The following is a 22699-nucleotide window of genomic DNA, read 5'->3' as shown; positions in this document are numbered from 1 at the left end:
TATATGAAAATAGGAATCGATGCCGGCGGCACTTTAATTAAAATTGCCATTTTAAATGAGGCCGGCAGAACGTTTAAAAAATATCCATCTGCAGAAATTGATCAGGTGATTGATACACTGAATGCTGAGTACTCATCTGAAGATGTTTATTTAACAGGCGGTAAAGCAGAGTATATTAAAGAAAATTTAAATTTTGATGCCGCAGTATCTATAGAGTTCGATGCTACTTTCCGCGGCTTAAGCCAGCTGCTAAAAGAGGAAGGTCTGGATTTCGACCGCTATGTCTATTTAAATGTCGGTACGGGAACGAGTTTTCATCAGGCTACTAAGGATTCTCAAAAAAGAGTCGGCGGTTCCGGTGTCGGGGGCGGAACATTGATGGGGTTAAGCCATCTGTTAACTGGCATTGAAGATTTTAATACCATTATCGAACGGGCCAAAGCAGGCAACCGGGATCGTGTTGATTTAAAAGTTCATCATATTTATAACGGCAGACCGACGCCGATTCCCGGTGATTTAACAGCCAGCAACTTCGGTCAGGACCAGCAGACTCAAAAATCAGCCACTGCTGAAGACCAGCTGATTTCAGTGATCGGACTCGTTGCAGAAACAGTTACTGCTATGGCGATTAATTTAGCCGATACTTTTGAAACTAAAAACATGGTGTTTATTGGTTCAACCTTACTCGATAACGAAGTCATGACAGATATTATTTACAGATACAGCGAACTAAAAAACGCACGCGCCTACGTCGTCAAAGACGGCGAATACAGCGGTGCGCTCGGCGCCATCAGCTGATGGCGATCAATTTACCTTCATAATTAATAATCTTCATTTCACGTGAAAAAGTATTGGATAACATCGTTTCATTCACTTGTTCTGCAGGCACTTTTACTTCGGTTAAAGTGCCTTTTTTCATACAGGTTACACTGTCTGCATACAAAAGAGCCAGATTTAAATCGTGCATGGCCATAATAATTACTTTATCTTTGCTTAAATTTTTGAGCCAGTCCATAACCAAATGCTGATAATTAATATCCAGACCCTGCTCGATTTCATCGAACATCATTACCGGTTTATCTTCTAAATGGACTTGTGCACATAAGGCACGCTTATATTCTCCCCCGCTTAAACTTTCAGCAGAAGCATTTTTTAAATGCGTCAGATTAAAATCATAGAGTGCCTGTTCAACATCTTTTTTCGATACTTTCTTTTTAGCTGTCATGCTGATAAAGTCTTCCACTGTAATTTGGAATGGCACATTCTGCTGCGGTAAATAGCTGATATACTCAGCTGTTCTGTCAATATTTTCACCGTTTATTTTCAGTGTTCTCTCAGTGATATTCTGTGTATTATATCCAGTAATACCAGTCAAAATAGAACTTTTACCGCTGCCGTTTTCACCGACTAGCACATGAATTCCCTGACCAAAAGTAAGGTCATTGACTGCGGCACTGAATGTGCCGTAATTAATGCCGAGCTTTTTTATATTTAACATCTTACAACACTTGGCCGTTTAAAGTAACTTCGACATCGACGTCAGCAACGAGAGAATGCACAGCTGAACAATATTTATCTTTTGATAAATCTGCTGCGCGTTTTGCCTGATTCGGCGGAACGTCTCCGTCGATAATAATGTTCATTTGTATATTTTTATAATATTTCGGTTCACTTTCAGAACGCTCACCGTCCGCTTCAATTGCAAGTTTAGTGACTTTATCCATGTGGTGTCTTAAAATGACGCCAATATCGATCGCCATGCAGCCTGCCGCACCGTGCAGCACCATTTCCATCGGTGACGGTGCACTCGCATCTCCGCCTGCTGCTTCGTTGGCATCCATCGTGACAGAATGACCGGTTGTTTCACCAGTTGATTCGAATTTCAATTTTCCTTGCCAATTTAAGTTTACTTTCATCTGTAATCTCTCCTTTATTTAATTTATTTCCCCTCAGTACCCTCATCATATGCTTCCAGTGCTTTACCGCCGTAGACACTTGCCGGTCCGCCGCCCATTACGATAGATACTGCTACAATATCACTGATTTCCTGCCGTGTTGCACCGAGTTTAATCAGCTTATTAACGTGATTGCCAATACAGCCTTCACACTTATCCGCAATCGCATAAGTTAAAGCAACATACTCTTTCGTTTTTTCGTCCAGCGCATTTGCTTTATACCCTTCCTGCTGCAGCTGTTTAAATGCTCTCATAAAATCGGGCTGCTCTTGTTGAATTCTGCCGGTATTTTTCTGCGCTCTTTTATTAATTTCATCAAAGTTTCCCATTGATTATTCCCCTCCTATTTTGTCTATAAAGACAAAGAGAATCGCCAAACTGCGATTCCCCATTAAATATCTTTGCTGTTTCTATGTCACCGATTATTTTACATCTATCGACATATAAACTAAATCTGTGTAGCCTTGAGCCAGTTTAACCTGGTTTTTCAAAGTGGCTTCTTCTTCAAAACCAAGTTTTTTATATAATTTAATCGCACCCGGATTATTTGAAAAGACAGTTAAAATAATTTTTTCAAGCATATCATTGTCCCGTGCAAATTGTATGGCCTGTTTCACCATTTCAGTCCCTGTGCCTGATCCTGTATACGCCTGCTGCATACTGATGCCGAACTGGCCGATATGTTCAAACTTTTTACGGTGATCCTGGCGCATGTTCAGCATTCCGACGACTTTGTCTCCATCGACTGCGACGATACCGAGGTCGTTCGGGCCTAGTGATTTAACCGTAGCCTCTTCTTCTTCAATTGTAATTGTTTTGTTTTCAATTGCTGTTGCCAGTGTATCCGGATTTTCTTCTGTTACTTTTTTCTTATGCTCGATAATACTGGCCGCGTCTTTCACTTCCATTTTACGAATATCAAATGCCATTTAAGATGACTTCCTTTCTGGATTGACTGTGTATTTAACTTAATTATAATACATCCAAAAAGCTTGTTTAAGTTTTGTGCTTATTAACGGATAAACAAACCGCCGTATATTAAGCCGATCACAATAACAACAGCGGGATGCAGCTTGACTACTTGCAGCAGCAGAAAAGAAACGATAATTAAAAAGACAGTGTGAAAAGTACCTGAAACGTCGAAAGAATTAAACAGAAAATCTACGACGATAACACCAAGCAGAATCGCAATGACCGGGCGGATCAGCAAGGTCAGCGTCTTAAACTTATTCGTCCCTTTCAGCTTATACAAAATTGCCGCAAGAAAAATCATTAACAGCAGCGAGGGCAGCACACTGGCTGAGATTGCCACAATGCTCCCGAGGACACCACCTGCTTCATAGCCGATGTAAGCGCCCATCTTTGTTAATATCGGTCCCGGCAGCGCATTTCCAAGTGCCAGCACTTCTGCAAACTCTGCTGTCGTCATCCATTCATATGTACCGACAACTTCACGTTCAACTAAAGGAATCGATGAAGGACCGCCGCCGTAACCGAGAATACCCGGAATTAAAAACGCTAAAAATATCTCAAGGTAAATCATGCCGCACCTCTTTTCTTACCGCTTCCCTGCAGCAGACTGAAAATAATAATAATCCCAATCACAACAGCAGGGTGAACATTCAATACTTCAAGTATAATCAGCATACCTAAAGTAAAGGGTATTAGAAACTTCCAAGTTGATGATTTTTTTGCTGTCTTCATAAATTCAACGGTTAATACGAGCAGCATAACGAGCACTACAGGAACGACTCCCGCACTCATTCCCTGCACCCACTCCAAGTCCTTAAATTCGGAAAACAAGGTGAGCAGCACAGTCATTAAAATTGCTGTTGGCAAAATAATGGCAAGCAGGGCATTAATAATACCTGGCCAGCCCTTGAGCTGATAACCGATGTAACCTGCTATTTTAGTAATAATCGGTCCAGGCAGGACATTGGCAATGGCCAAAATATCCTGAAATTCCTCATTCGTCATCCAGCGGTATTTATCGACAACTTCAACTTTAACGAGCGGTATCGATGAAGGCCCTCCGCCGAAGCCGAATATCCCCACTCTAAAAAACACCATAAATATTTTGAAATGCACGTACTCACCTCTCACTATGTAAAAAGTGGTTGGTCCTTAAACCAGCCACTCATACTTTATACTGCTTTGCCGCAGCATTTTTTATATTTTTTGCCGCTGCCGCAAGGACACGGATCGTTTCGGCCCACTTTATATTCTTTAACAATGGTCTTTTGGCCGATATCCGCTGAACTTTTTCCGCGATATTGGAAATGACGCGTATGTTTGACGACATCTTGAATCATTTCAAAGAAATGATTCTCTTCTTCTGCAGATTCAAAGTCATGTCCAAGATTTTTTATTTCCCCGGAAATATCTTCTCTCTTCTGACCGCTGATTACCATGCGAAGTACGCTGAGATATAATTCATAATCCGATGCAACACTCGTATTGAGATGTTCGGACACCCACTGTTTTAAATCTTCATGTGCAGCAGATTCATCTATAAAGCCGGGATTGCTGAATTTTATAAACTTGGCGAATTCCGGTTCGTAATAATTGTACTTCTGCTGAGTATTTCTAATGATTTTATATTGTTCAGGTGTCATATCATCGATTATAAATTCTTTATTTTTTTCGTTTACAGTAATGACATAAGGCGAACGGCTGACGAGATCTTTAATTTCATCAATCGTCACATCGATGCCGTAATATTTTTTAAAGAGATGAACAATTTGTTTAAATTCAACGACACCATACAGATGAAGCGATGCACGGATTAAATTTAGCTGCCGCTGGATTTCAGTCCGCTTGTCACGATTTTCTTCTGTATCGACTGTATCGAATTGATCCAGCACCTCGTCGATAATAAAGAAACTGTCCGCTTCATTTAATGATTCGTAGGCAAAACCCATTATATATAAACCGTAAACGTCTGAAAGTGACAGGTTCACAGCATCTTCTTTATTTTCCGCACCATTTCGCCAGCTGTTTATCGCAGCATCGTCACTGTAAAGAAAAGCATATTCAAGCACATCGCTGTTCAGCAGATTTTTTGAAATCCCTGCTATCAGCCCCTCTTTATCAAGTGCTTCTTCATTTGTAACTCCCGCATTAATCGCAAGCTGATGAAGATCTTCAAAATCATATTTTTCTAAATAAGCTGCAGTGTTTGTCATATATAACGACTCCTTTACTGAACTATTGGTAATGTAATTTTATCATACATGACGAATTATGCTAAAATTTAAACTGAAGTACAGTTTCAAAAATTAACTGGAGATAGGAGCTTTTATTTATTATGAAGGCAATTGCCCTGGATTTAGACGGCACGGTATTAAACCATTCAGGCGAGTTTCCCGATTCCCTGGCAGGCACGCTTCAGAAAGTTCACGACAAAGGAATTAAGATTATCATTGCAACTGGACGCTCCTTGCCGATGATACATCAAAAAGTCCCTAAAATCGTTCCCGTCGACGGTTACGTCGGTGCGAGCGGTATGACGGTTCACCGCGGCGACACGCTCTTATCGCGGACAGCTTTTAGTGAAGAACAAGTGGAGTTTGTGCTGACACAAGTGCGCGACCATGAAATTTACTACGAGATGACAACGAGTCAACACGGCGGACCGTATACATTTAAAACAGACCGCGCGTATTCTTTAAATGATTTAACTCAGACACCGGATCCTACCGTACTCGAATACGAAAATATCGGCACAGCCCGTACGGTAAACAGTACAGAACAGTGGATTGATGATGACGGTATCGACAAATCAGACATTATTAAATTTTACTTTTTCAGCAACGATAAAGAAAAACTCGAAAATTGGTTTAAATTCTTGAATGCACATTTTACAAATGAAGCAGGTTTCCAAGTGTACCGCACTTCAAATCACAACTCTGAAATTATGGTCTACGGGACAGACAAAGGCACCGGCTTAATTACTCTGCTGGACGACATAGGTATTTCCATCGATGATGTCCACGCTTTTGGTGACTCGATGAACGATATCCCTATGTTTAAAATTGCCGGCAAGTCGACAGCTATGCAAAACGGCCAGGAAGACGTTAAACAAATCGCAGACGATATTACAGAGTTCAGCTGTGATGAAGACGGTCTCCAGAAATATTTAGAGAAACATTACTTATAATAATTTATCTTCATCCCTTATGGATTTTTTAATCGGCATGTACCAGATATGCCCTTCCATTAATTCCATAGGGGATATTTCATGTGCACCGTCAGTGAGTTTCACCGTTACATTCGCACCTTTGTTTTCAAGTGCTTTTTTCAGTGTATAAGACTCCCCTGCCGTCGCAGTGACATCCTGGGCTCCGGCTGTCAGCAGAATTTCAGTGTCAAACAGCATACCTTTACCGATCATTTCACTTCGGTAAGCACTGTGCATCAGCATAGCACCTTTAACACCTAAGCCGGCATTCAATAATAAGTAGGCGGCAATATTCGCACCGTTTGAATAACCGACGAATACAGCTTTAGATATGTCAAAGTTATACTCAATACTCAATCTTTTAATTTCAGCGGCTATTTTATCGCCCTCTTCTTTTAAACTGTCCTGATCATATTCTTTAACTGATAAGCGTTTAAAAAAGCGGCTCTGTCCGTTTTCATCGACGTCTCCTCTGAAACTTAAAATATTCGCATCGCTGTTAACCGTCGTGGCCACTTCAAGCAAGTCCGTTTCACGGCCGCCTGTACCATGGAATAAAATCAAAGTTTCTTTCGCATTTTCTTTCCTGCTTTTAATATATAAATGTTTCATGAAAAGTCCTCCTAATAGAGATACACATACTTGTATTATATAATAACATCAAAGAGATTAAAGGAGGATGCACTTTGGGCGCTTACGGCATTCATCACGTATCTGCAATAACGAAAGATATTATTGAAAACCACGATTTTTTCACACAATTCCTCGGACACAGACTAGTTAAAAAAACAGTCAATCAGGATGATCCGAGTATGTACCAGCTATTTTACAGTGATTATAAGGGCTCTCCGGGCACCGATGTTACATTTTTCGAAATTGGCATGGCACCGAGATTCACACCGGGGACTAACTCAATATCCCGCACCATCCTGAGAGTTCCTTCAGTTGAAGCCATCGAATATTTCAGAACACGCATGTCAGAACAAGGTATATATCACGAAGGAATTATCGAATATTTCGGTGAAACCATAATGAAATTTTCGGATGCTGAAGGCCAGCGTTTCGCACTGCTTGCTGATGCAGATTACGATGATTCTGTACCTTACGCTGCCGGGGGCAATATTCCGCTTGAATATGCCGTAACCGGTATATTCGGTGTTGAGCTGACGGTGCAATATTTAAAACCGATGGCAGAATTTCTAATGCTGCTCGGCGGCGAGTATGACGGTGATATCGATAACGATACTGAGGCACGGATCCGCTTCGGTCAGGATTCGGTCTTTATTACAGAAGACCGGACGACAAATATTGAAAAACAAGGCTACGGCAGTGTTCATCATTTCTCTCTTCGAGTAAAAGATGAGGCTGCCCTTCAAGCAATGGCCGATCGTGTATCTGCTGAAAAGTGGCCAAATTCCGGTATCGTCGACCGCCATTACTTTAAAGCACTGTATATCACTGCAGCTGGTAACATTACAGTAGAAATTTCTACGGACTCACCCGGCTTTACTGTTGATGAACCGCTTGAGTCTTTAGGAGAAAACTTATCTCTCCCGCCGTTTTTAGAAAAAGACCGCGATTTTATAGAGATGAGACTCCATCCGTTAAATTAAATATAAATCAATTCAAAAAAGAACCTGCCTGTTTTCATGAAAGAAAAACAGGCAGGTTCTTTTTTTATAAATACATTATTCTATATCCGGCAGTTCAACTTCTTCAACCGAGTTGAAGTCATTAAATGTAACTGTGCCGTCAAACTCAAATGTTCCAACGGCATCTGTACCATCTGCTTCAAAGTTCATTTCTTCTATCAGATTATTCTCTTCGTTGACTACCGTTTCAACAGTCGTATTGACATTCTCCACTTTCATTTCGCCAAAGTTCACCTGAACTAATGATTCCAGTGTTTTATATATTTCATCATTGCTGCCGTTATAAGTATAAACAGTTTTATCCTTTTCTTCTTTCTTCTCCATGTGCGGTGCAATTTCTTTAAATGAAGCCACCGCTTCATCATAAGTGACTTTATACAGTAATGATGTGTCTACTGAGTCACTGATATCAACCCAGGAACTGCCGTTATTATAATACGACTGGCCATCTTTTGAGACCATCCGGTCTTCACCAAATGAACGGAGTAAAAGTTCCGGGGGACTGGAGTTTACATAGAGCACTTCTGCATTGAGCTCGCGCGGTTCCATATTATCTATAGACGCGGACATATTTAATTCAGCTTTGTAGCTCTCGACATCAGCCGCTGCCGCGGTAATATCATCTAATGCCGGCTGAGCTGTATCACTATCGCTGCTCTGATCTGTTTCTTCAGTTTCAGCAGCTTCTGTATGTTCTGTTTCTGCAGTTTCTTCTGTCTCGGTGTCTGAATCAGTATTAGCTTCTTCTTTTGACGCTGCCGCATTAGTATCATTTGAAATGACATCACTGTCATTTTCAAAATCATCCATTTGGCAAGCAGCCAAAGTACTAGTCACTATTAACAATAAGCCAAAGTTTTTTAAATATCGCATGACTCATTCCCCTTACACTAAAATCTTTCTAAATAGTAACACGGAGTTATTTTTATATCTAACGATAAGCTAATCCTCAGTCAGCTTGACAGTCTGTTTATTCATCTTCGGGCGGGAAGATTTAAATCTCAGCACCGTATAGAGAATTAGACCCGCCCAGATAAATGTATAGGCAATTTTGTGAGTATCAGTAAACGATTCGCCGTAAAGAAAAATGCCGATGAAGAGCATTAAAGTGGGACCAATGTATTGAAGCAGTCCGACCAGTGACAGCGGAATTTGTACAGCTCCGATGGCAAACAGCAGAAGCGGTATCGCTGTAACAACACCAGTACCCATAGTAAAAGCTGTATCGGCATTTAAACCAAAATCGAGCGTATTTGCGCCTGTTGCATTCAAGTATAAAATATACAGAAGTGCAAAAGGAGCCAGCACTGCAGTTTCTACTGCCAGTGCGTAAGTCGCATCCAGATTTATCGTCTTTTTAATCAGACCGTATACGCCAAAAGTAACTGCCAGAGTAATGGCCAGCCATGGAATATGTCCGACACCGATCGCCATATAGATTACACCCAGCGACACGATAAAAATCGCCAGCCATTCCCCTTTTGAAAATCGCTCTTTTAAAATAAAAAATGCGAGCAGAATACTGACAAACGGATTGATGTAATATCCGAGACTTGCTTCCAGTATATGACCCTGATTGACTGCAAAAATATATGTCAGCCAGTTTGCTGAAATGATGATCGAGGCTGCGACTAAAGTCAGCGCCTTCTTCTTATCACTGAAAATAAAAGTCAGATTGGTTTTTAAATACTGCCATCTGCCGGTAGCTAAAATATACAGCACCATAAATATAAAAGACCAGAAAATACGATGGGCTATAATCTCGAGCGGCGACACAGCTTCAATCTGCCGCCAATATATTGGAAGTACGCCCCATATTATGTATGCACCTGCGACAAAAATTATGCCTTTCCCTGCAGCGTTCATCCACTCACCTACTATTCTTTTTATGTATATACTAATTTTACTTCGGAATTCGAATTATGCAAATATTTAAACCATTAAAAAAACCGCCGGAAATTTCCGGCGGTTTTGTTGCGTGTATTACTGTAAATCATCTGTTTCATTATTATATAGCGGTGCAGTATTATTTCTCATTTCATTCATCCGGTCCAGCGAGTCGCGGCCGACAAAGTAGTATGCCACGATAGAACCTACGATCAGATAGACAATATACATCATGATAATAATTGAAATCACCATACCAATAATCGCAAGTACTCCAATCATAGCTGGCGCATCAATCAGGAAAGCGCCGATGAGTCCGACACCGATAAATATAATGAAAATAGCAGCCGTCATCAGAATATACATAATTAAATTGCTGAAGAACAGTTTTAACATGCTCGCTTCAGATTTAAACGTCACATCCCATGCTACTTTAAGTTTATCCACAGTTGGAATCATCGGTTCATCAATATACACCATAAATACGACTGCAAAGTAGATGTAGAGAATAATATACGGGATATACGCAATAATCATCACGATAAACATCAGTACAAAAGCTGTAATAATCAATGCCACCGAAGCACCCGTCATCGCTGCATTCGGATCTTCCATCATAAGCCCCACCGGCATTAACGGAATCATTACAACCGTCATTAATATGTTAATAATGAAACCGATAATTAATGACAGTACGAAGTTTAAAACAATGACCAGCAATGCAATTTTAACCAGTTTTGAATAATTGCCTTTTTTAAAGACTTTGTACGCCTCGCCAAATGAAAAATCGCGGCCTTTATAGGCGCTGGCAAAATACCGTAAAATACCAATTAAAATTGGATAGATAACAAAAATCATAACCAGAATATATACAATAATCATAATCAGCATCCAAATCGCAGTGCTGATTCCAATTGCTTGGTCGCTAATATCAGTCATAGTCAGTAAAAGCGGCAGCATCATTGCACCAAAAATTACTGCAGAAGGCAGAAACACAGCAAGAATAAATTGTAAAATAGTAAAGCCGATTACCTTACCATGCTGGCCTGAAGCATTTTTTCTGTAAAGCGAAATATACTGAAACATCAGTCCGATTCACCCCTTTATAATTTTATACCCACTTACAATCATACATATACATATAATAATAGAAAATACTTCAAGTATTTCTTTTGCCTAATTTAGTTGAACATGTTAAACTACTTTTGTTTGCTTAAAAAACTTATGGAAAGGAATGACTGTTAACGTGACGGATAATAGTGATCCGATAAATAATCTGACGATGATTTTCGGCTACGGTTATTCACATATTTTTTCTGAAGTGACGGAATCAGTCCGAAAGATGCATATTTCTAAGGAACAGCTCGCTATCATAGAATATTTGTACCTGAAACAAGAGGCTACTCCAACAGAACTCTCCATTGAACTGAACGTACATAAAAGTTCGATTGCCCATGCACTTAGGAAACTCAGTTTAAAAAAACTGATTCACACAGAAAAAAATATACTGACGAACGACAACCGTTCGAAACTGATTTCATTGACGCCCGCCGCCGCTGAGCTGCTCGATGAATTCGTCAGCAATATTCAAAATATCATCGCCTCAAACATTCAAGGTCTTTCCGAAGAAGAAACTCAAGCCCTAACCGATGCTACACGCACAATTATCAAAATAATAAATATAGACGGAGGATTATATAATGAAGCACGTGCTTAAATTTAAATGGCCGATTACAGCCTTGATGCTGATTGCTGCTGTAGTTTCATTTATCGTTTCACCAAATTTAACACAGCTCGCCGCTGAAAAAGGCGATGTGCAGCTGCCGGATAATATGCCGAGTGAAGCAGCGGCACAATTTTTAGAAAGTCATGACCAGGACGTAGAAATGATGTCGATTGTGCTGGAATTTGATGAAAATCCGGCAGAACATCAAGAAGACATTGAAACATATATATCAGAACTTGAAGGTCTCGATTATGCAGACAATGTCATAAACCCGTTTACCTTTGACGATGAAATGCAGGAGAGTTTTATCAACACTGATACTGGCGTCATAATGATTCCAATGGAGTATGTTGGTGATCTTCAAGAAATATTAGCTAACTCAGAAGAAGTCGAAAGCTTAAATAATACAGCTGGTGACATCTCGGTCACTTCTAATGAAATGATCCAGAAAACATTGGAAGAAGATGCAATGAACGGTGTTCGCACAACTGAAGTATTTACGATCGCAATTATTGTTATCGTTCTACTCGTAATGTTCCGTTCAGTTGTTACACCATTTATACCGCTGATTGCCGTCGGTATCGCCTACCTTCTTGGCCAATCTTTTGTCGGCTGGTTTGTAGAATGGTTCGGCTTCCCGATCTCACCTCAAACACAAAGTTTCCTTATCGTAATACTGTTCGGTATCGGTACCGACTATGTCATTTTGCTCCTCAACCGTTTTAAAGAGGAACTTGAACATCACGATAAACACCAGGCTGTCATCAATACATTTAAAACAGCTGGTAAGACAGTATTTATTAGCGGTATTTCCGGAGCCATCCTATTCGGAGTGCTGTTTTTTGCAAACTTCGAAATTTACCGTTCAGCTGTCGGTGTAGCAATTGGTATTCTCGCGCTCTTACTGTCGCTATTTACAGTGCTTCCAACACTGATGGCCGTACTCGGTAAATATATTTTCTGGCCGAGCAAACAAACATCAGGATCCGGTGAAAGTAAAATATGGACACCGCTTGGCATGTTATCGCTGAAATATCCTACACGTGTGATTTTCTCAGTGCTGGCAGTTCTTGCAGTACTCATTTACTTCCACGATGACAGTGTACACTACGATTCATTGGCTGAACTTGATGATTCATACTCAGCAGTACACGCTGTTAACGTTATCGGCGACAGCTTTGATGCAGGTTCAACATTCCCGGTTGAAGTGATTTTCAATAACGGTGAAGACCTAGTTACAGAAGACGGCCTATCCCGCCTCGACTCAGTTGCAGAAGCAGCATCAAAAGTTGAAGGCGTTAAAGAAGTTCAGACTCTGACACGTCCTCTCGGTGACAAAATGGATGAACTCACTGTCTCTTATCAGCTCGGTGAAGCTAATTCAGGCTTAACTGAAATTCAGGATGGTCTGACTGAAATGTCTACAAGCTTATCGGATATAAACGAACAGCTGAGCAATTCTGACACAGCTTCAGGCGATTTAAGCGAAATCGAAACAGGGGTTAATGATATCTCTGATGGTATCGACGGTGTCAGTCAATATCTGACTGCGACCGGTGACACTGCCGGTGCAGCTGAGCAGCTGCAGCAATTATCAGCAGGTGCTGACCAGCTGTCTTCAGGCGTTTCACAAGCGAATTCACAAATGCAGACGATGACTGAAGAAGCCTCAGCTCAAATGGAAGAGCTCGCTGCCGGACTGAGTGAAATGTCTTCTGGTATCGATGAAATCAACGAAGGACTGACGGGTGTCAGTGACTTAATGACTTCTATCGAAGACAATGAAGCTGTCGATGAGACGGGTATCAACGTTCCTTCTGAAGTACTTGAAAACAGTGAATTTGAATCGGCAATTGAGCAGTATTCATTTGCTGATGGACAAGCTGTGAAGATGAACGTTGTGCTCGACGTTGATCCGTACAGCAATGAAGCAATCGAAGTACTGGACGAGATAGAAGAAAGTGTAAACAACGAACTGTCACGTCTCGACCGTCAGGATACTGACGCTTACTTCTCAGGTGTAACCAGCATGAACAGAGACTTAGACACATTAACCAGCGATGATTATACGAATGTAGTGATTATGTTTATCGTGACACTATTCGTTATTCTCACTGTCTTGTTCAGATCTCTAGTCCTTCCTGTAGTGATGATTGGTTCCATCTTCATGACTTACTTTGCATCGATGACAATCTCTCAATGGATTCTGTCGATGTTTGGAATCGATCAATTAAACTGGGCAGTACCATTCTTCAGTTTAATTATCTTTGTCGCACTCGGTATTGACTACTCCATTTTCATTATCGACCGTTTCAAAGAAGAAGTGAGATACCGTACAATCCGCGATGCGATTGAAACGTCAATCCGCCGCATGGGTACTGTCGTCATTACCGCAGTCATTATTTTAACCGGTACATTTGCAGCCCTGTATCCTTCAGGAATTGCCATACTGGTTCAAGTGACCAGCATCATTATTTTTGCACTGCTGTTCTATGCGTTTATCGTACTGCCGCTCTTAGTACCCGCATTAATTGTTACGCTGAAACGCGGTAACTGGTGGCCGCTCAGAATGCCTGGCGGCAAAGCACGCGAGGACCGTTTCGAAGATAAATAATCCGGTTTAAACTTAAGAAAAACCGGGTATAAATAAAAAACGAATTTATACAGAAAGCGGGGCTCACTTATGCCAGGAGCAAAAAATTCCGGAATTGCAGCTGTACTCAGCTTCTTCATTACCGGACTCGGACAAATTTATAACGGGCAGATTTTTAAAGGTATTCTGCTCATTATCATACAAGTCATCAATGGTTTACTCATGTATCTGCTGATTGGTTTCATCACCTTCCCAATCGTATGGTTATACGGTGTAATTAACGCATACCGCCATGCCGAACGGGTTAATCGGAGACTATACCAATCGCGGAGATAATGAATTGATTTAGGGACTGGATCATCCAGTCCCTATTTATTTTGTCTCATTCAGGATAATGGTATAATAATAAATAACTAATAAAGGATGTGAATATATGGGCTGGGAATTTATTGCATTATTCTTCGGAGCTGCGGCACTCGGGATTTTTATCCTGTTCATTATTTTTATAATTGGATTACTGAAATGGCTGCTGCAGGGTTACTTTTTATTCAGAGTCTCAGAGATTAAAGACTATCACTTACCATGGCTGAGTTTCATACCATTTGGAACGTTTTATATCGGCGGGCAAGCATATGACGGCAATATCTTAAAGAAAAATTCATTTGATCCAAAACACCTTGGATTAGCTTTTGCGATTATCGGACTCGTGCTCTATTTAATGGGGCTGTCGATCGGCGATTTGGTCATCACTTATCTGCTCATGGAATCCGTCGCTTTCATCGGGATTTTTACCGCTTACGTCAAACAGCCCGTCATCGGTGTGCTGCTCGCACTCTTGAACGTAGTTACCGCAGGAATTGCAGCCATTGTTATCCTCTTCTTATGCAGCCGTAAATTGAGAAACGAACACGGCAGTGACGCTTTTTATCAGGAAGAGTCGACAAACACGTTTCACAACAACAGCAGCTCAGACTCACATCCGAACGATCCGAATTTAAACAGAGATATCTAAATTAGAAACACATAACGCCTGGACGCTAAAGATGCGCTCAGTCGTTTTTTTGTGCTTTTATGAAGATAAAGAACGTCCGGACGATGTCGTCATTTTCACCACGTCACCCAAGCCCCTCCGGACGACGTCGCCATTTTCACCACGTCATCCAAACCCCTCCGGACGACGTCGTCATTTTCACCACGTCATCCAAACCCCTCCGGACGACGTCGTCATTTTCACCACGTCACCCAAACCGCTCCGGACGACGTCGCTATTTTCACCACGTCATCCAAACCCCTCCGGACGACGTCGCCATTTTCACCACGTCATCCAAACCCCTCCGGACGACGTCGTCATTTTCATCACGTCATCCAAACCCCTCCGGACGACGTCGTCATTTTCACCACGTCACCCAAACTCAAAAAAAGCCAAAACTCCTTTCGAATTTTGGCTTTCATCATCATTTAGTTAATTGGCTCACCGCCTGTCACACCGTACACCTGCCCCGATGTATAGCTCGATTCCTCACTGGCTAAATGCACATAGGTTCCGGCGAGCTCGACCGGCTGTCCAGCACGCCCGACATATGAGTCATGTCCGAATTCGGGCATGTAATCCTGCAGCTGCCCGCCTGATATTTGGAGCGGTGTCCATATTGGGCCTGGTGCAACACCGTTTAAACGAATCCCTTTTTCCATAAAGTGTTTAGCTTGGGATTTAATTAAGTTCGTCTGAGCTGCCTTAGTCATTGCATAATCTGCGATATGAGCTGACGGCGCGAATGACTGAATAGAAGTCGTGATAATAATGCTTGACCCTGCAGGCATTATTTTTTCAGCTTCCTGCATCTGCATAACTGGTGTGACTACATTTATTTTATATGTGTCTTCGAGATGTTTACTTGTGTAGTCAGAGAAATTCTCCACCGCTTGCTGCATAGATGCATTTAATACAAGCGTATCCAGCCCGCCGAGTGCTTCTGCAGCATCATGAATCAGCTGTCTCGCAAACGTTTCATCACGTAAATCACCAGGGAATAAATGCGCTTTTTGCCCTGCTTCTTCGATGACTTTCTTCACCTCTTCAGCATCGGCTTGTTCATCTTTCATATAGTTAATCGCAACGTCCGCGCCTTCTTTAGCATATGCAATCGCTGCACCGCGGCCGATCCCTGAGTCTCCGCCTGTAACCAGTGCTTTTCTGCCTGATAAACGGCCGGTGCCCTTATAAGTTTCTTCCCCGCAATCGGGTGTTTGCGTCATCTCTTTTTGAACGCCTGGATATGGCTGCTTCTGTTTATCGAATTGTCCTGTATAAAATTTGTCTCGTGGATCATTGAGTGATGTCATATTAAAAAATCCTCCTTCAAGAACTTTAATAGCCAATACACCTTATAATTTCCACTTAAATGATAAGACTAAACATTTTACTCAGCTGGTACATTCAATATCGTCTGGTATAATACTTCAGCTCCTGTAAACATGCGTTCGCGGTTAAACGTCATATCCGGATGGTGCAGTCCAGGTGTTAAATCACAGCCCAGCCCGATCATAGCACCTTTCAGTTCTGGATACTGAACCGTGTAGTTATGGAAATCATCTCCACCGCTGGTCACGATTGGATCAAGCAGGTAGTCTTCTCCGACTGTATCAAGAATGGCCGAACGGAATACTTCAATCGCTTCTTCATTGCTCTCACTCGCAACGATACTCGACTCTTTTAAGTCTTCGATTTTTACATCGTAAAGTTCTTCGATGCTGCTTAAAATATTACGAACGCCTGCTTTCAGTTCCGTCATCGCTTCATTAGTCTGTGCACGCACATCTATTCCGCATTCTGCCGAACCTGGAATAATGTTCAATGATTTAGAGCCCGCCATGAATTTTGTCATTTTGGCACTTGAAGGCACCATTGGATTAATATGAATTTTTGACAGCATATTAACAATATCCGCACCGACTTCAATGGCGTTGTCATTTAAATGCGGACGCGCGCCGTGCGCATCGTTACCTACAATTTTAAATTCAAATGATCCGGCAGAACCATGTTCAATACTCGGCGATAAATAACCGTCCGCCGCTTCTTCAATCGGTCTGACATGAATGCCGAACATATAATCCAGGGGTTCAATGACACCTTCTTTTAAGACGTCCAGTGCACCTGTGCCTACTTCTTCAGCCGGCTGGAAAATAAAACGCACCCCGCGAGTGACTAAAGCCTTGTGATCTTTTATCTTCAGCATTGCACCGATGACCATCGATATATGAGAATCGTGGCCGCATGAATGATTGGCCTGCAGTTTCCCGTCAACTTCCTGGTATAAGGCATCGATATCCGCACGCATGCCGATTAAAGGATAGTCACCGCTCCAGTTGCCGACATCGCAATATAAACCGGTAATATTTTTAAATTTAACAGGCTCAAATCCTGCACTCTTTAAAAAATTATATATGTATTCCGTCGTTTTATATTCCTCATTGCTGAGTTCAGCATTATCGTGCACGTGATTAAATATTTCAGTAATTTTACTATTACTCATGAAATCCCTCTTTCAAAACGTTTAATTATAGTTTAATCTAATATATCATACTTTGAATAGTATGAATATTTGATAATTTGGAGGGAATACATGAAAAACGAACAGAATCAAAAAAAGAAAAAGTTCCAATTTCCAGATGCTTACGGCATAATGTTTATCTTTTTAATTCTCGCAGCTATCGCGACGTATTTAATTCCCGCAGGGCAATTCGATACCGAATCGTCTGACAGCGGTCCGGATACTATTGTTCCAGGTACATATGAGGTAATTGAATCTCAGCCTGCAGGGATAATGGATATATTCTCCTCTATCGTTACAGGATTAACCAGCACGTCTGACTTAATATTTCTCGTATTAATTATCGGCGGAGTCTTTGGTGTTATAGAAAAAACAGGTGCGATGGATGCGATGATGTCTAAAGTCATCACCTTCACTAAAAACAAAGAGTGGCTGCTGATTGTATTAATCATGCTTATCTTCTCTATTTTTGGTACGCTCGGCATTGTCGTCAATGCCGTCATTGCATTTATTCCTTTAGGAATTATTCTCGCTAAATCGATGAAGATGGATGCTATTATCGGGGTTTCCACTATATATATCGGTGCCTATACCGGTTTTGCCATGTCTGTCCTCGATCCCTTAACAACAGGTTTCGCTCAGCAGATTGCCGGAGTGCCTTTATTCTCCGGTGTGACAGAACGTGTAGTAATGTACGTCATTACCCTGGCAGTTACGATGGCTTATGTCATTTGGTATTCAAGACGAATCAAGAAAGATCAGAATGCCGGAATACTCGGCAAGACACCTTTCCCGAAAGACAGTACGGACACTGAACTTGGAAAAACAAAAATGACGCTCACTCACGTCCTTGTTCTGCTGACACTGATTACAGGGATTGCAATATACGTTGCCGGCGTCTTCGGTGCTTTCGGCGAAAGCTGGAGCCTCACTGAAATGTCAGCTGTATTTATAATGATTATGGTCGTCACAACAATCATCGCACGAATCGGCATTAACCAGTCGATTCAGGAATTTATTAAAGGGGCGAGTTCCGTTTTATACGGCGCTCTGATCATCGGAATAGCCAGATCCATTGTTGTCGTTCTTGAAGATGGTATGATTTTAGATACAGTCGTAAACGGTATGGCTTCACTGATCGATCCATTTTCCAGCACTGTCGGCGCCATATTGATGTTTATCGGAAATGGTTTATTCAATATTTTAGTTTCCTCAGGAAGTGGACAAGCTGCGATTGTAATGCCGATTATGGCCCCGATTGCCGATTTAATGGACTTCCCGAGACAAATTGCTGTTCAAGCCTATTCTATGGGTGACGGTTTTACAAACATCATCACACCGCTGTCCGGTGTATTGATGGCTAATCTGGCGATTGCAGGGATTCCTTTTACAAAATGGCTAAAATTTGCCTTGCCGCTTGTTGGTATATGGTATGTTTTAGGTATAATATATTTAATCGTTCTCGTTGCAATGAATTGGGGACCGGTATAAAACTAACGGAGGCTATAAAATGAAAATTAAAGAAATTAAACTGCACCAGCTGTTAATGACGATGAAAAAACCGTTCACAACGTCTTTCGGTACTCAGCAGAAGCGCTTTATCACTATTGTAGAAGCAATTGACGAAGATGGTGTCAGCGGCTTTGGCGAATGCGTATCCGGTGAAGATCCGCTCTACTCAGAAGAATTCATGGACGCTACTTTAATCGCCTTAAAAAAATATTTCGGCCCGCTGGTAATCAACAAAGAAATTTCTCACCCTGACGAAGTATGGGATATTTATAAACCGTTTAAACGCAACAATATGGCCAAAGCCTGCATCGAAGGTGCTGTCTGGGATTTATATGCTAAGAAAAAAGGCATTACTTTAGCTGCAGCAATGGGCGGCAAGAAAAAAGAAGTCGACGTGGGTGTCTCTCTCGGTCTTGAAGATACCGATGAGCTGCTGTTAGAACGTATCGGCGAGAAAGTTGAAGAAGGCTATAAGCGTATTAAAGTTAAAATCAAGCCTGGACGCGACGTAGAAATGGTTGGTAAAATCCGTGAAGTTTATCCGGATATTCCTTTAATGGTCGATGCAAACTCAGCATATACACTCGATGATATCGATACTTTAAAAGCACTGGATGAGTACAACCTGATGATGATTGAACAGCCTTTAATGGCAGGAGATATTATCGACCACGCTAAACTGCAAAAACAAATTAAAACACCTGTATGTCTCGACGAAAGTATTGATTCATACGAATCTGCAGCCGCTGCTATTGAAATGGGCAGCTGTAAAATTATCAACGTTAAGGTCGGACGTGTCGGCGGAATTACCCAGTCGATTAAAATCCACGACTTAGCTGAAAAACACGGCATTCCATTATGGTGTGGCGGCATGCTTGAAGCTGGTGTTGGACGACTGCATAACGTTGCCATTACAACACTCAGCAACTTCGTGCTTCCAGGAGATACAGCCTCTTCATCAAGATACTGGTTTGAAGACATTATTACTCCGGAAGTCGTTGCTGAAAACGGTGTGGTAAAAGTTAGCGATGCACCTGGAATCGGCGCAGAAATTGATTTCAAAAAGATGGAACAATACCTCGTTAAAGTTGAAACGATCACTGAAGACGATAAATTAGACATGATTATGCACGACTAATACGTAAAAAAATATCGCAGCGGACTTCAAACAGTCTGCTGCGATATTTTTATCTTTCAGTCTTTAATTCAACAACGACCACTTCCGGATGGTTAAACACCCTGAATGGAAAACGGCTGTTACCGAGTCCTCTGCTGACAATCATTGTCGTGCCATTATTTTCATGCATCCCTTGAGTGTATTTAGGATTTACGCCTTGATGCGGCGCGTACAATCCTTTAACCACGGGCAGTCTGATCTGTCCGCCATGGGCATGTCCAGTAAATACGAGATCTGCATCAGTATCACTATACATAGACAGCAGTTCCGGACGATGGGCCAGCAATACCGTCATTCTGTTTGGCAAATCATTCACCGTATTTTTCAATTCATTATAGAAACTCCGGTAAGTTTTAGGATTCTCTTCATCACCAAAAAACCAGACATCGTTAATCCCGGCAAGATTAATCTTCTCGCCATTACGCTCTAAAACAGCACTATGCTTCGTCAGATTGCGGATATCCGACCTGCCGATCACCTCGTACAGCTTATTAAAATGCTTATAATGCGCCTCATGATTCCCCGTCACATAGTAAGTCTGCTGTATTTTAGTAATTTGTTCGATAAAAACCGCTGCGCGTTTTAAATACGGGGTCCGACGGTCTACAATATCACCCGTAATAACGATCACATCAGGCTCTGCCTGCGCAACTGCCCGCAGCAGATGTTTTGAGCGGCGGCCAAAATAAGCGTTGTGAAAATCAGATACTTGCACGATTTTATAACCGTCAAAACTTTTCGGTATTTTATTTGAACGGTAGGTGTAATGTGTGGTTCCGATATGCTTATCTTCAGTCCACAAAAATCGGGCCGAGGCAAAAATAAATCCTAACATGATTTGAACGGGTGTAACTAATTTAAATCGCTTCATCTTTTTCGCCTCATTCTACTCCGGTAATGACATATCCATTTTTTTAATCTTGACGAGACGAATCATATTGTCGTCCATCTCTATAATTTTAAATTCCAGATTATCGAGGTGTGTCACATCATTAACTGACGGCACCTCTTCAAAAACAGACAGCAGGAAGCCGGATAAGGTGTCTTCTTCTTCAGGTATTTCTGTATCAAACAGCTGATTTAAACGGTGCAGGGTAATTTTACCATCACAAATAATTTTATTATCGCTGAAGGCCCGGACTACCGAATCATTAGCAAGATCGGTCTCATCTTCGATTTCAAAACCGAGCATCGTTTCAATAATGTCTTCATGTGTCAAAATACCTTCAGTACCGCCGTATTCATCGAGAACGATAGCTAAGTGACGGCGCTGCTTGCTCATTCGGCGCAAAACGTCTTCAACGTTTTGGAACTCTCTGACAGTCAGCGGTTTTTTATCACAAAAATTCATGAGCGGCTGGTCAGGATCAATGGACCACTGCAGTAAATATTTTGAATGAAATACACCGACAATATTATCGAGGTCCTCATCGTAGACCGGGTATCTCGTATGCATTTCATTAATAATTCTGTTTCTGACCGTTTCAAAACTCTCGTCGATATGCACCGCTACCATTTCTGTACGCGGTGTGGTCATGACATCTTTTACGTTAAGTTCTCTAAAATCCAGAACCCCTTTTAAGCGCTGAGATTCTACGCCTTCAATCGCCCCTTCTGTATCGGCAATTCTAACCAGGTTAACAATTTCTTCACGTGAAACAGTCCAGCTTGCCTGCTCACCTTTCGACAGAAAACGCGTAATCATATCTGTCATTTTATTGAGTACAAAGGTCAGCGGGAAAAATACAACATTTAAAAATGAAATCACAGGCCTGACCAGTTGAGATATCTGTTCTGGGAATGCTGCTGCAATAGATTTAGGTATCACTTCTGCGAAAATAATAATAGAGACTGTCAGCACAACTGATGCAATAGTAACGCTCCAGCCGTACTCTATCGCCATCGATGTCACGAGTACCGGCGCGATCAAATTGGCAATATTATTACCGATCAGTATTGTCGTGATAAACTGGCTCGGTTTGCTGACTAAATTAAATAATTTCTCCGCCTGCTTATCTCCGCCGGCGGCTTTGGATTGCAGTTTTATTTTATTGACGGCTGTAAGCGCCGTTTCACTGCCTGAAAAGAACAGCGACATAAATAGTAAAAATATGACCACAAATATCAAGTGTGGTATCCCCCTTATAGACTTATAATCTTATAGATTATTCTATCATTTTTGTTTAAAAATTACACAAACAAAAAACCATCTGCGTCTTTTGCAGATGGTTTTTAAAGTCTCGTTTATTTTACATCGTAACCCTGATCTTCAATTGCTTCCGTCATTTTACCGCGGTCAACAACCGTATCATTGTACTCCACAGTGACGTTATTATCGTCTAAGCTGACTTCTGCTGTTGAAACACCTTCTAAATTATGAAGTGCACCTTCCACAGATGATTTGCAGTGATTGCATGTCATTCCTTCTACATCTATTACTGTTTTAGCCATAATTTTCCCTCCTGC

General features: G+C 41.4%; 25 protein-coding genes. 9 read left to right on the top strand and 16 right to left on the bottom strand.

The window, feature by feature from the left end; translation table 11 throughout:
* The first annotated feature begins 3 nt into the window (after positions 1-3).
* Positions 4-798, top strand: coding sequence for a type II pantothenate kinase (gene coaW, locus IEU81_RS09465; protein WP_186089179.1), 795 nt, complete (start codon positions 4-6; stop codon positions 796-798).
* Here coaW and IEU81_RS09460 read toward each other — a convergent pair.
* The 7 genes from IEU81_RS09460 to IEU81_RS11060 form a co-directional block, all read right to left on the bottom strand.
* Complete coding sequence (locus tag IEU81_RS09460) at positions 791-1498, bottom strand: ABC transporter ATP-binding protein (protein ID WP_092599660.1); 708 nt, start codon at positions 1496-1498, stop codon at positions 791-793. The genes coaW and IEU81_RS09460 overlap by 8 nt on opposite strands.
* Before the next feature lies 1 nt (position 1499).
* A complete protein-coding gene (locus IEU81_RS09455) occupies positions 1500-1916 on the bottom strand; it encodes an OsmC family protein (RefSeq protein ID WP_092599663.1) in 417 nt (138 codons plus the stop codon).
* A 23-nt stretch (positions 1917-1939) separates the two neighbouring features.
* Positions 1940-2284: a carboxymuconolactone decarboxylase family protein gene (locus IEU81_RS09450; protein ID WP_092599666.1), complete on the bottom strand. Its 345-nt coding sequence runs from the start codon at positions 2282-2284 to the stop codon at positions 1940-1942.
* A gap of 93 nt (positions 2285-2377) precedes the next feature.
* A complete protein-coding gene (locus IEU81_RS09445; RefSeq protein WP_186089181.1) occupies positions 2378-2884 on the bottom strand; it encodes a GNAT family N-acetyltransferase in 507 nt (168 codons plus the stop codon).
* A gap of 83 nt (positions 2885-2967) precedes the next feature.
* Complete coding sequence (locus IEU81_RS09440; RefSeq protein ID WP_186089183.1) at positions 2968-3498, bottom strand: chromate transporter; 531 nt, start codon at positions 3496-3498, stop codon at positions 2968-2970.
* Positions 3495-4043, bottom strand: a complete 549-nt coding sequence (locus IEU81_RS09435; protein ID WP_092599675.1) for a chromate transporter — start codon at positions 4041-4043, stop codon at positions 3495-3497. Before IEU81_RS09435 ends, IEU81_RS09440 begins: the two co-directional genes overlap by 4 nt.
* 56 nt (positions 4044-4099) lie before the next feature.
* Positions 4100-5140, bottom strand: coding sequence for an SEC-C metal-binding domain-containing protein (locus tag IEU81_RS11060; RefSeq protein ID WP_269461384.1), 1041 nt, complete (start codon positions 5138-5140; stop codon positions 4100-4102).
* A gap of 122 nt (positions 5141-5262) precedes the next feature.
* Here IEU81_RS11060 and IEU81_RS09425 point away from each other — a divergent pair, with 122 nt between their 5' ends.
* Positions 5263-6114, top strand: a complete 852-nt coding sequence (locus IEU81_RS09425) for a Cof-type HAD-IIB family hydrolase (RefSeq protein WP_092599681.1) — start codon at positions 5263-5265, stop codon at positions 6112-6114.
* Here the strand turns inward: IEU81_RS09425 and IEU81_RS09420 are convergent.
* Complete coding sequence (locus tag IEU81_RS09420) at positions 6109-6747, bottom strand: alpha/beta hydrolase (RefSeq protein ID WP_092599684.1); 639 nt, start codon at positions 6745-6747, stop codon at positions 6109-6111. The two genes, IEU81_RS09425 and IEU81_RS09420, sit on opposite strands and share 6 nt — an antisense overlap.
* 74 nt (positions 6748-6821) lie before the next feature.
* Here IEU81_RS09420 and IEU81_RS09415 point away from each other — a divergent pair, with 74 nt between their 5' ends.
* On the top strand, positions 6822-7748 hold the full coding sequence (locus IEU81_RS09415; protein WP_186089185.1) for a VOC family protein: 927 nt from the start codon (positions 6822-6824) through the stop codon (positions 7746-7748).
* Between the two features lie 75 nt (positions 7749-7823).
* On the opposite strand, the gene IEU81_RS09410 is transcribed toward IEU81_RS09415, so the two are convergent.
* The 3 genes from IEU81_RS09410 to IEU81_RS09400 form a co-directional block, all read right to left on the bottom strand.
* Positions 7824-8660 (bottom strand): hypothetical protein, encoded by an 837-nt coding sequence (locus IEU81_RS09410; protein WP_186089187.1) that lies wholly within the window; start codon positions 8658-8660, stop codon positions 7824-7826.
* Between the two features lie 69 nt (positions 8661-8729).
* Positions 8730-9653 (bottom strand): EamA family transporter RarD, encoded by a 924-nt coding sequence (rarD, locus tag IEU81_RS09405; protein WP_186089189.1) that lies wholly within the window; start codon positions 9651-9653, stop codon positions 8730-8732.
* 117 nt (positions 9654-9770) lie between these two features.
* Positions 9771-10760 carry a hypothetical protein gene (locus tag IEU81_RS09400; RefSeq protein ID WP_092599696.1) on the bottom strand — a complete coding sequence of 330 codons (990 nt, stop codon included), beginning with the start codon at positions 10758-10760 and terminating at the stop codon, positions 9771-9773.
* Between the two features lie 160 nt (positions 10761-10920).
* Between IEU81_RS09400 and IEU81_RS09395 the strand changes: the two genes are divergently transcribed.
* The 4 genes from IEU81_RS09395 to IEU81_RS09380 all read left to right on the top strand — a co-directional run bounded on the left by IEU81_RS09395 (position 10921) and on the right by IEU81_RS09380 (position 15005).
* Positions 10921-11391, top strand: a complete 471-nt coding sequence (locus tag IEU81_RS09395; protein ID WP_092599720.1) for a MarR family winged helix-turn-helix transcriptional regulator — start codon at positions 10921-10923, stop codon at positions 11389-11391.
* Positions 11375-14014 (top strand): MMPL family transporter, encoded by a 2640-nt coding sequence (locus IEU81_RS09390; RefSeq protein WP_186089191.1) that lies wholly within the window; start codon positions 11375-11377, stop codon positions 14012-14014. Before IEU81_RS09395 ends, IEU81_RS09390 begins: the two co-directional genes overlap by 17 nt.
* Positions 14015-14083: 69 nt before the next feature.
* Positions 14084-14329, top strand: a complete 246-nt coding sequence (locus IEU81_RS09385) for a hypothetical protein (RefSeq protein WP_092599702.1) — start codon at positions 14084-14086, stop codon at positions 14327-14329.
* 97 nt (positions 14330-14426) lie between these two features.
* Positions 14427-15005, top strand: a complete 579-nt coding sequence (locus tag IEU81_RS09380) for a hypothetical protein (protein ID WP_186089193.1) — start codon at positions 14427-14429, stop codon at positions 15003-15005.
* 446 nt (positions 15006-15451) lie between these two features.
* Here IEU81_RS09380 and IEU81_RS09375 read toward each other — a convergent pair whose 3' ends face one another.
* The gene (locus IEU81_RS09375) at positions 15452-16336 is read right to left on the bottom strand and encodes an SDR family oxidoreductase (protein WP_186089195.1); all 885 of its coding nucleotides are present in this window, start codon (positions 16334-16336) and stop codon (positions 15452-15454) included.
* Positions 16337-16413: 77 nt separating this feature from the next.
* A complete protein-coding gene (locus IEU81_RS09370; RefSeq protein ID WP_186089197.1) occupies positions 16414-17526 on the bottom strand; it encodes an amidohydrolase in 1113 nt (370 codons plus the stop codon).
* 90 nt (positions 17527-17616) lie between these two features.
* Between IEU81_RS09370 and IEU81_RS09365 the strand changes: the two genes are divergently transcribed.
* Both IEU81_RS09365 and menC read left to right on the top strand, forming a co-directional pair.
* Positions 17617-19035, top strand: a complete 1419-nt coding sequence (locus IEU81_RS09365) for a YfcC family protein (RefSeq protein WP_186089199.1) — start codon at positions 17617-17619, stop codon at positions 19033-19035.
* Positions 19036-19054: 19 nt separating this feature from the next.
* The gene (gene menC / locus IEU81_RS09360; RefSeq protein WP_186089201.1) at positions 19055-20194 is read left to right on the top strand and encodes an o-succinylbenzoate synthase; all 1140 of its coding nucleotides are present in this window, start codon (positions 19055-19057) and stop codon (positions 20192-20194) included.
* 49 nt (positions 20195-20243) lie between these two features.
* On the opposite strand, the gene IEU81_RS09355 is transcribed toward menC, so the two are convergent.
* From IEU81_RS09355 to copZ, 3 genes are all read right to left on the bottom strand, one after another.
* Positions 20244-21104, bottom strand: a complete 861-nt coding sequence (locus tag IEU81_RS09355) for a metallophosphoesterase (RefSeq protein WP_092599481.1) — start codon at positions 21102-21104, stop codon at positions 20244-20246.
* 15 nt (positions 21105-21119) lie between these two features.
* A complete protein-coding gene (locus IEU81_RS09350) occupies positions 21120-22352 on the bottom strand; it encodes a hemolysin family protein (RefSeq protein ID WP_308807836.1) in 1233 nt (410 codons plus the stop codon).
* 125 nt (positions 22353-22477) lie between these two features.
* Entirely contained in the window at positions 22478-22684 is a 207-nt protein-coding gene (gene copZ / locus IEU81_RS09345) for a copper chaperone CopZ (protein ID WP_092599475.1), read from the bottom strand.
* Positions 22685-22699 lie beyond the last annotated feature (15 nt).

The sequence above is a fragment of the Jeotgalicoccus aerolatus genome (assembly GCF_014635205.1).
Taxonomy (GTDB): domain Bacteria; phylum Bacillota; class Bacilli; order Staphylococcales; family Salinicoccaceae; genus Jeotgalicoccus; species Jeotgalicoccus aerolatus.
The sequence above is the reverse complement of the archived record's forward strand: the minus strand, read 5'-3'. Positions and strand labels throughout refer to the sequence as shown.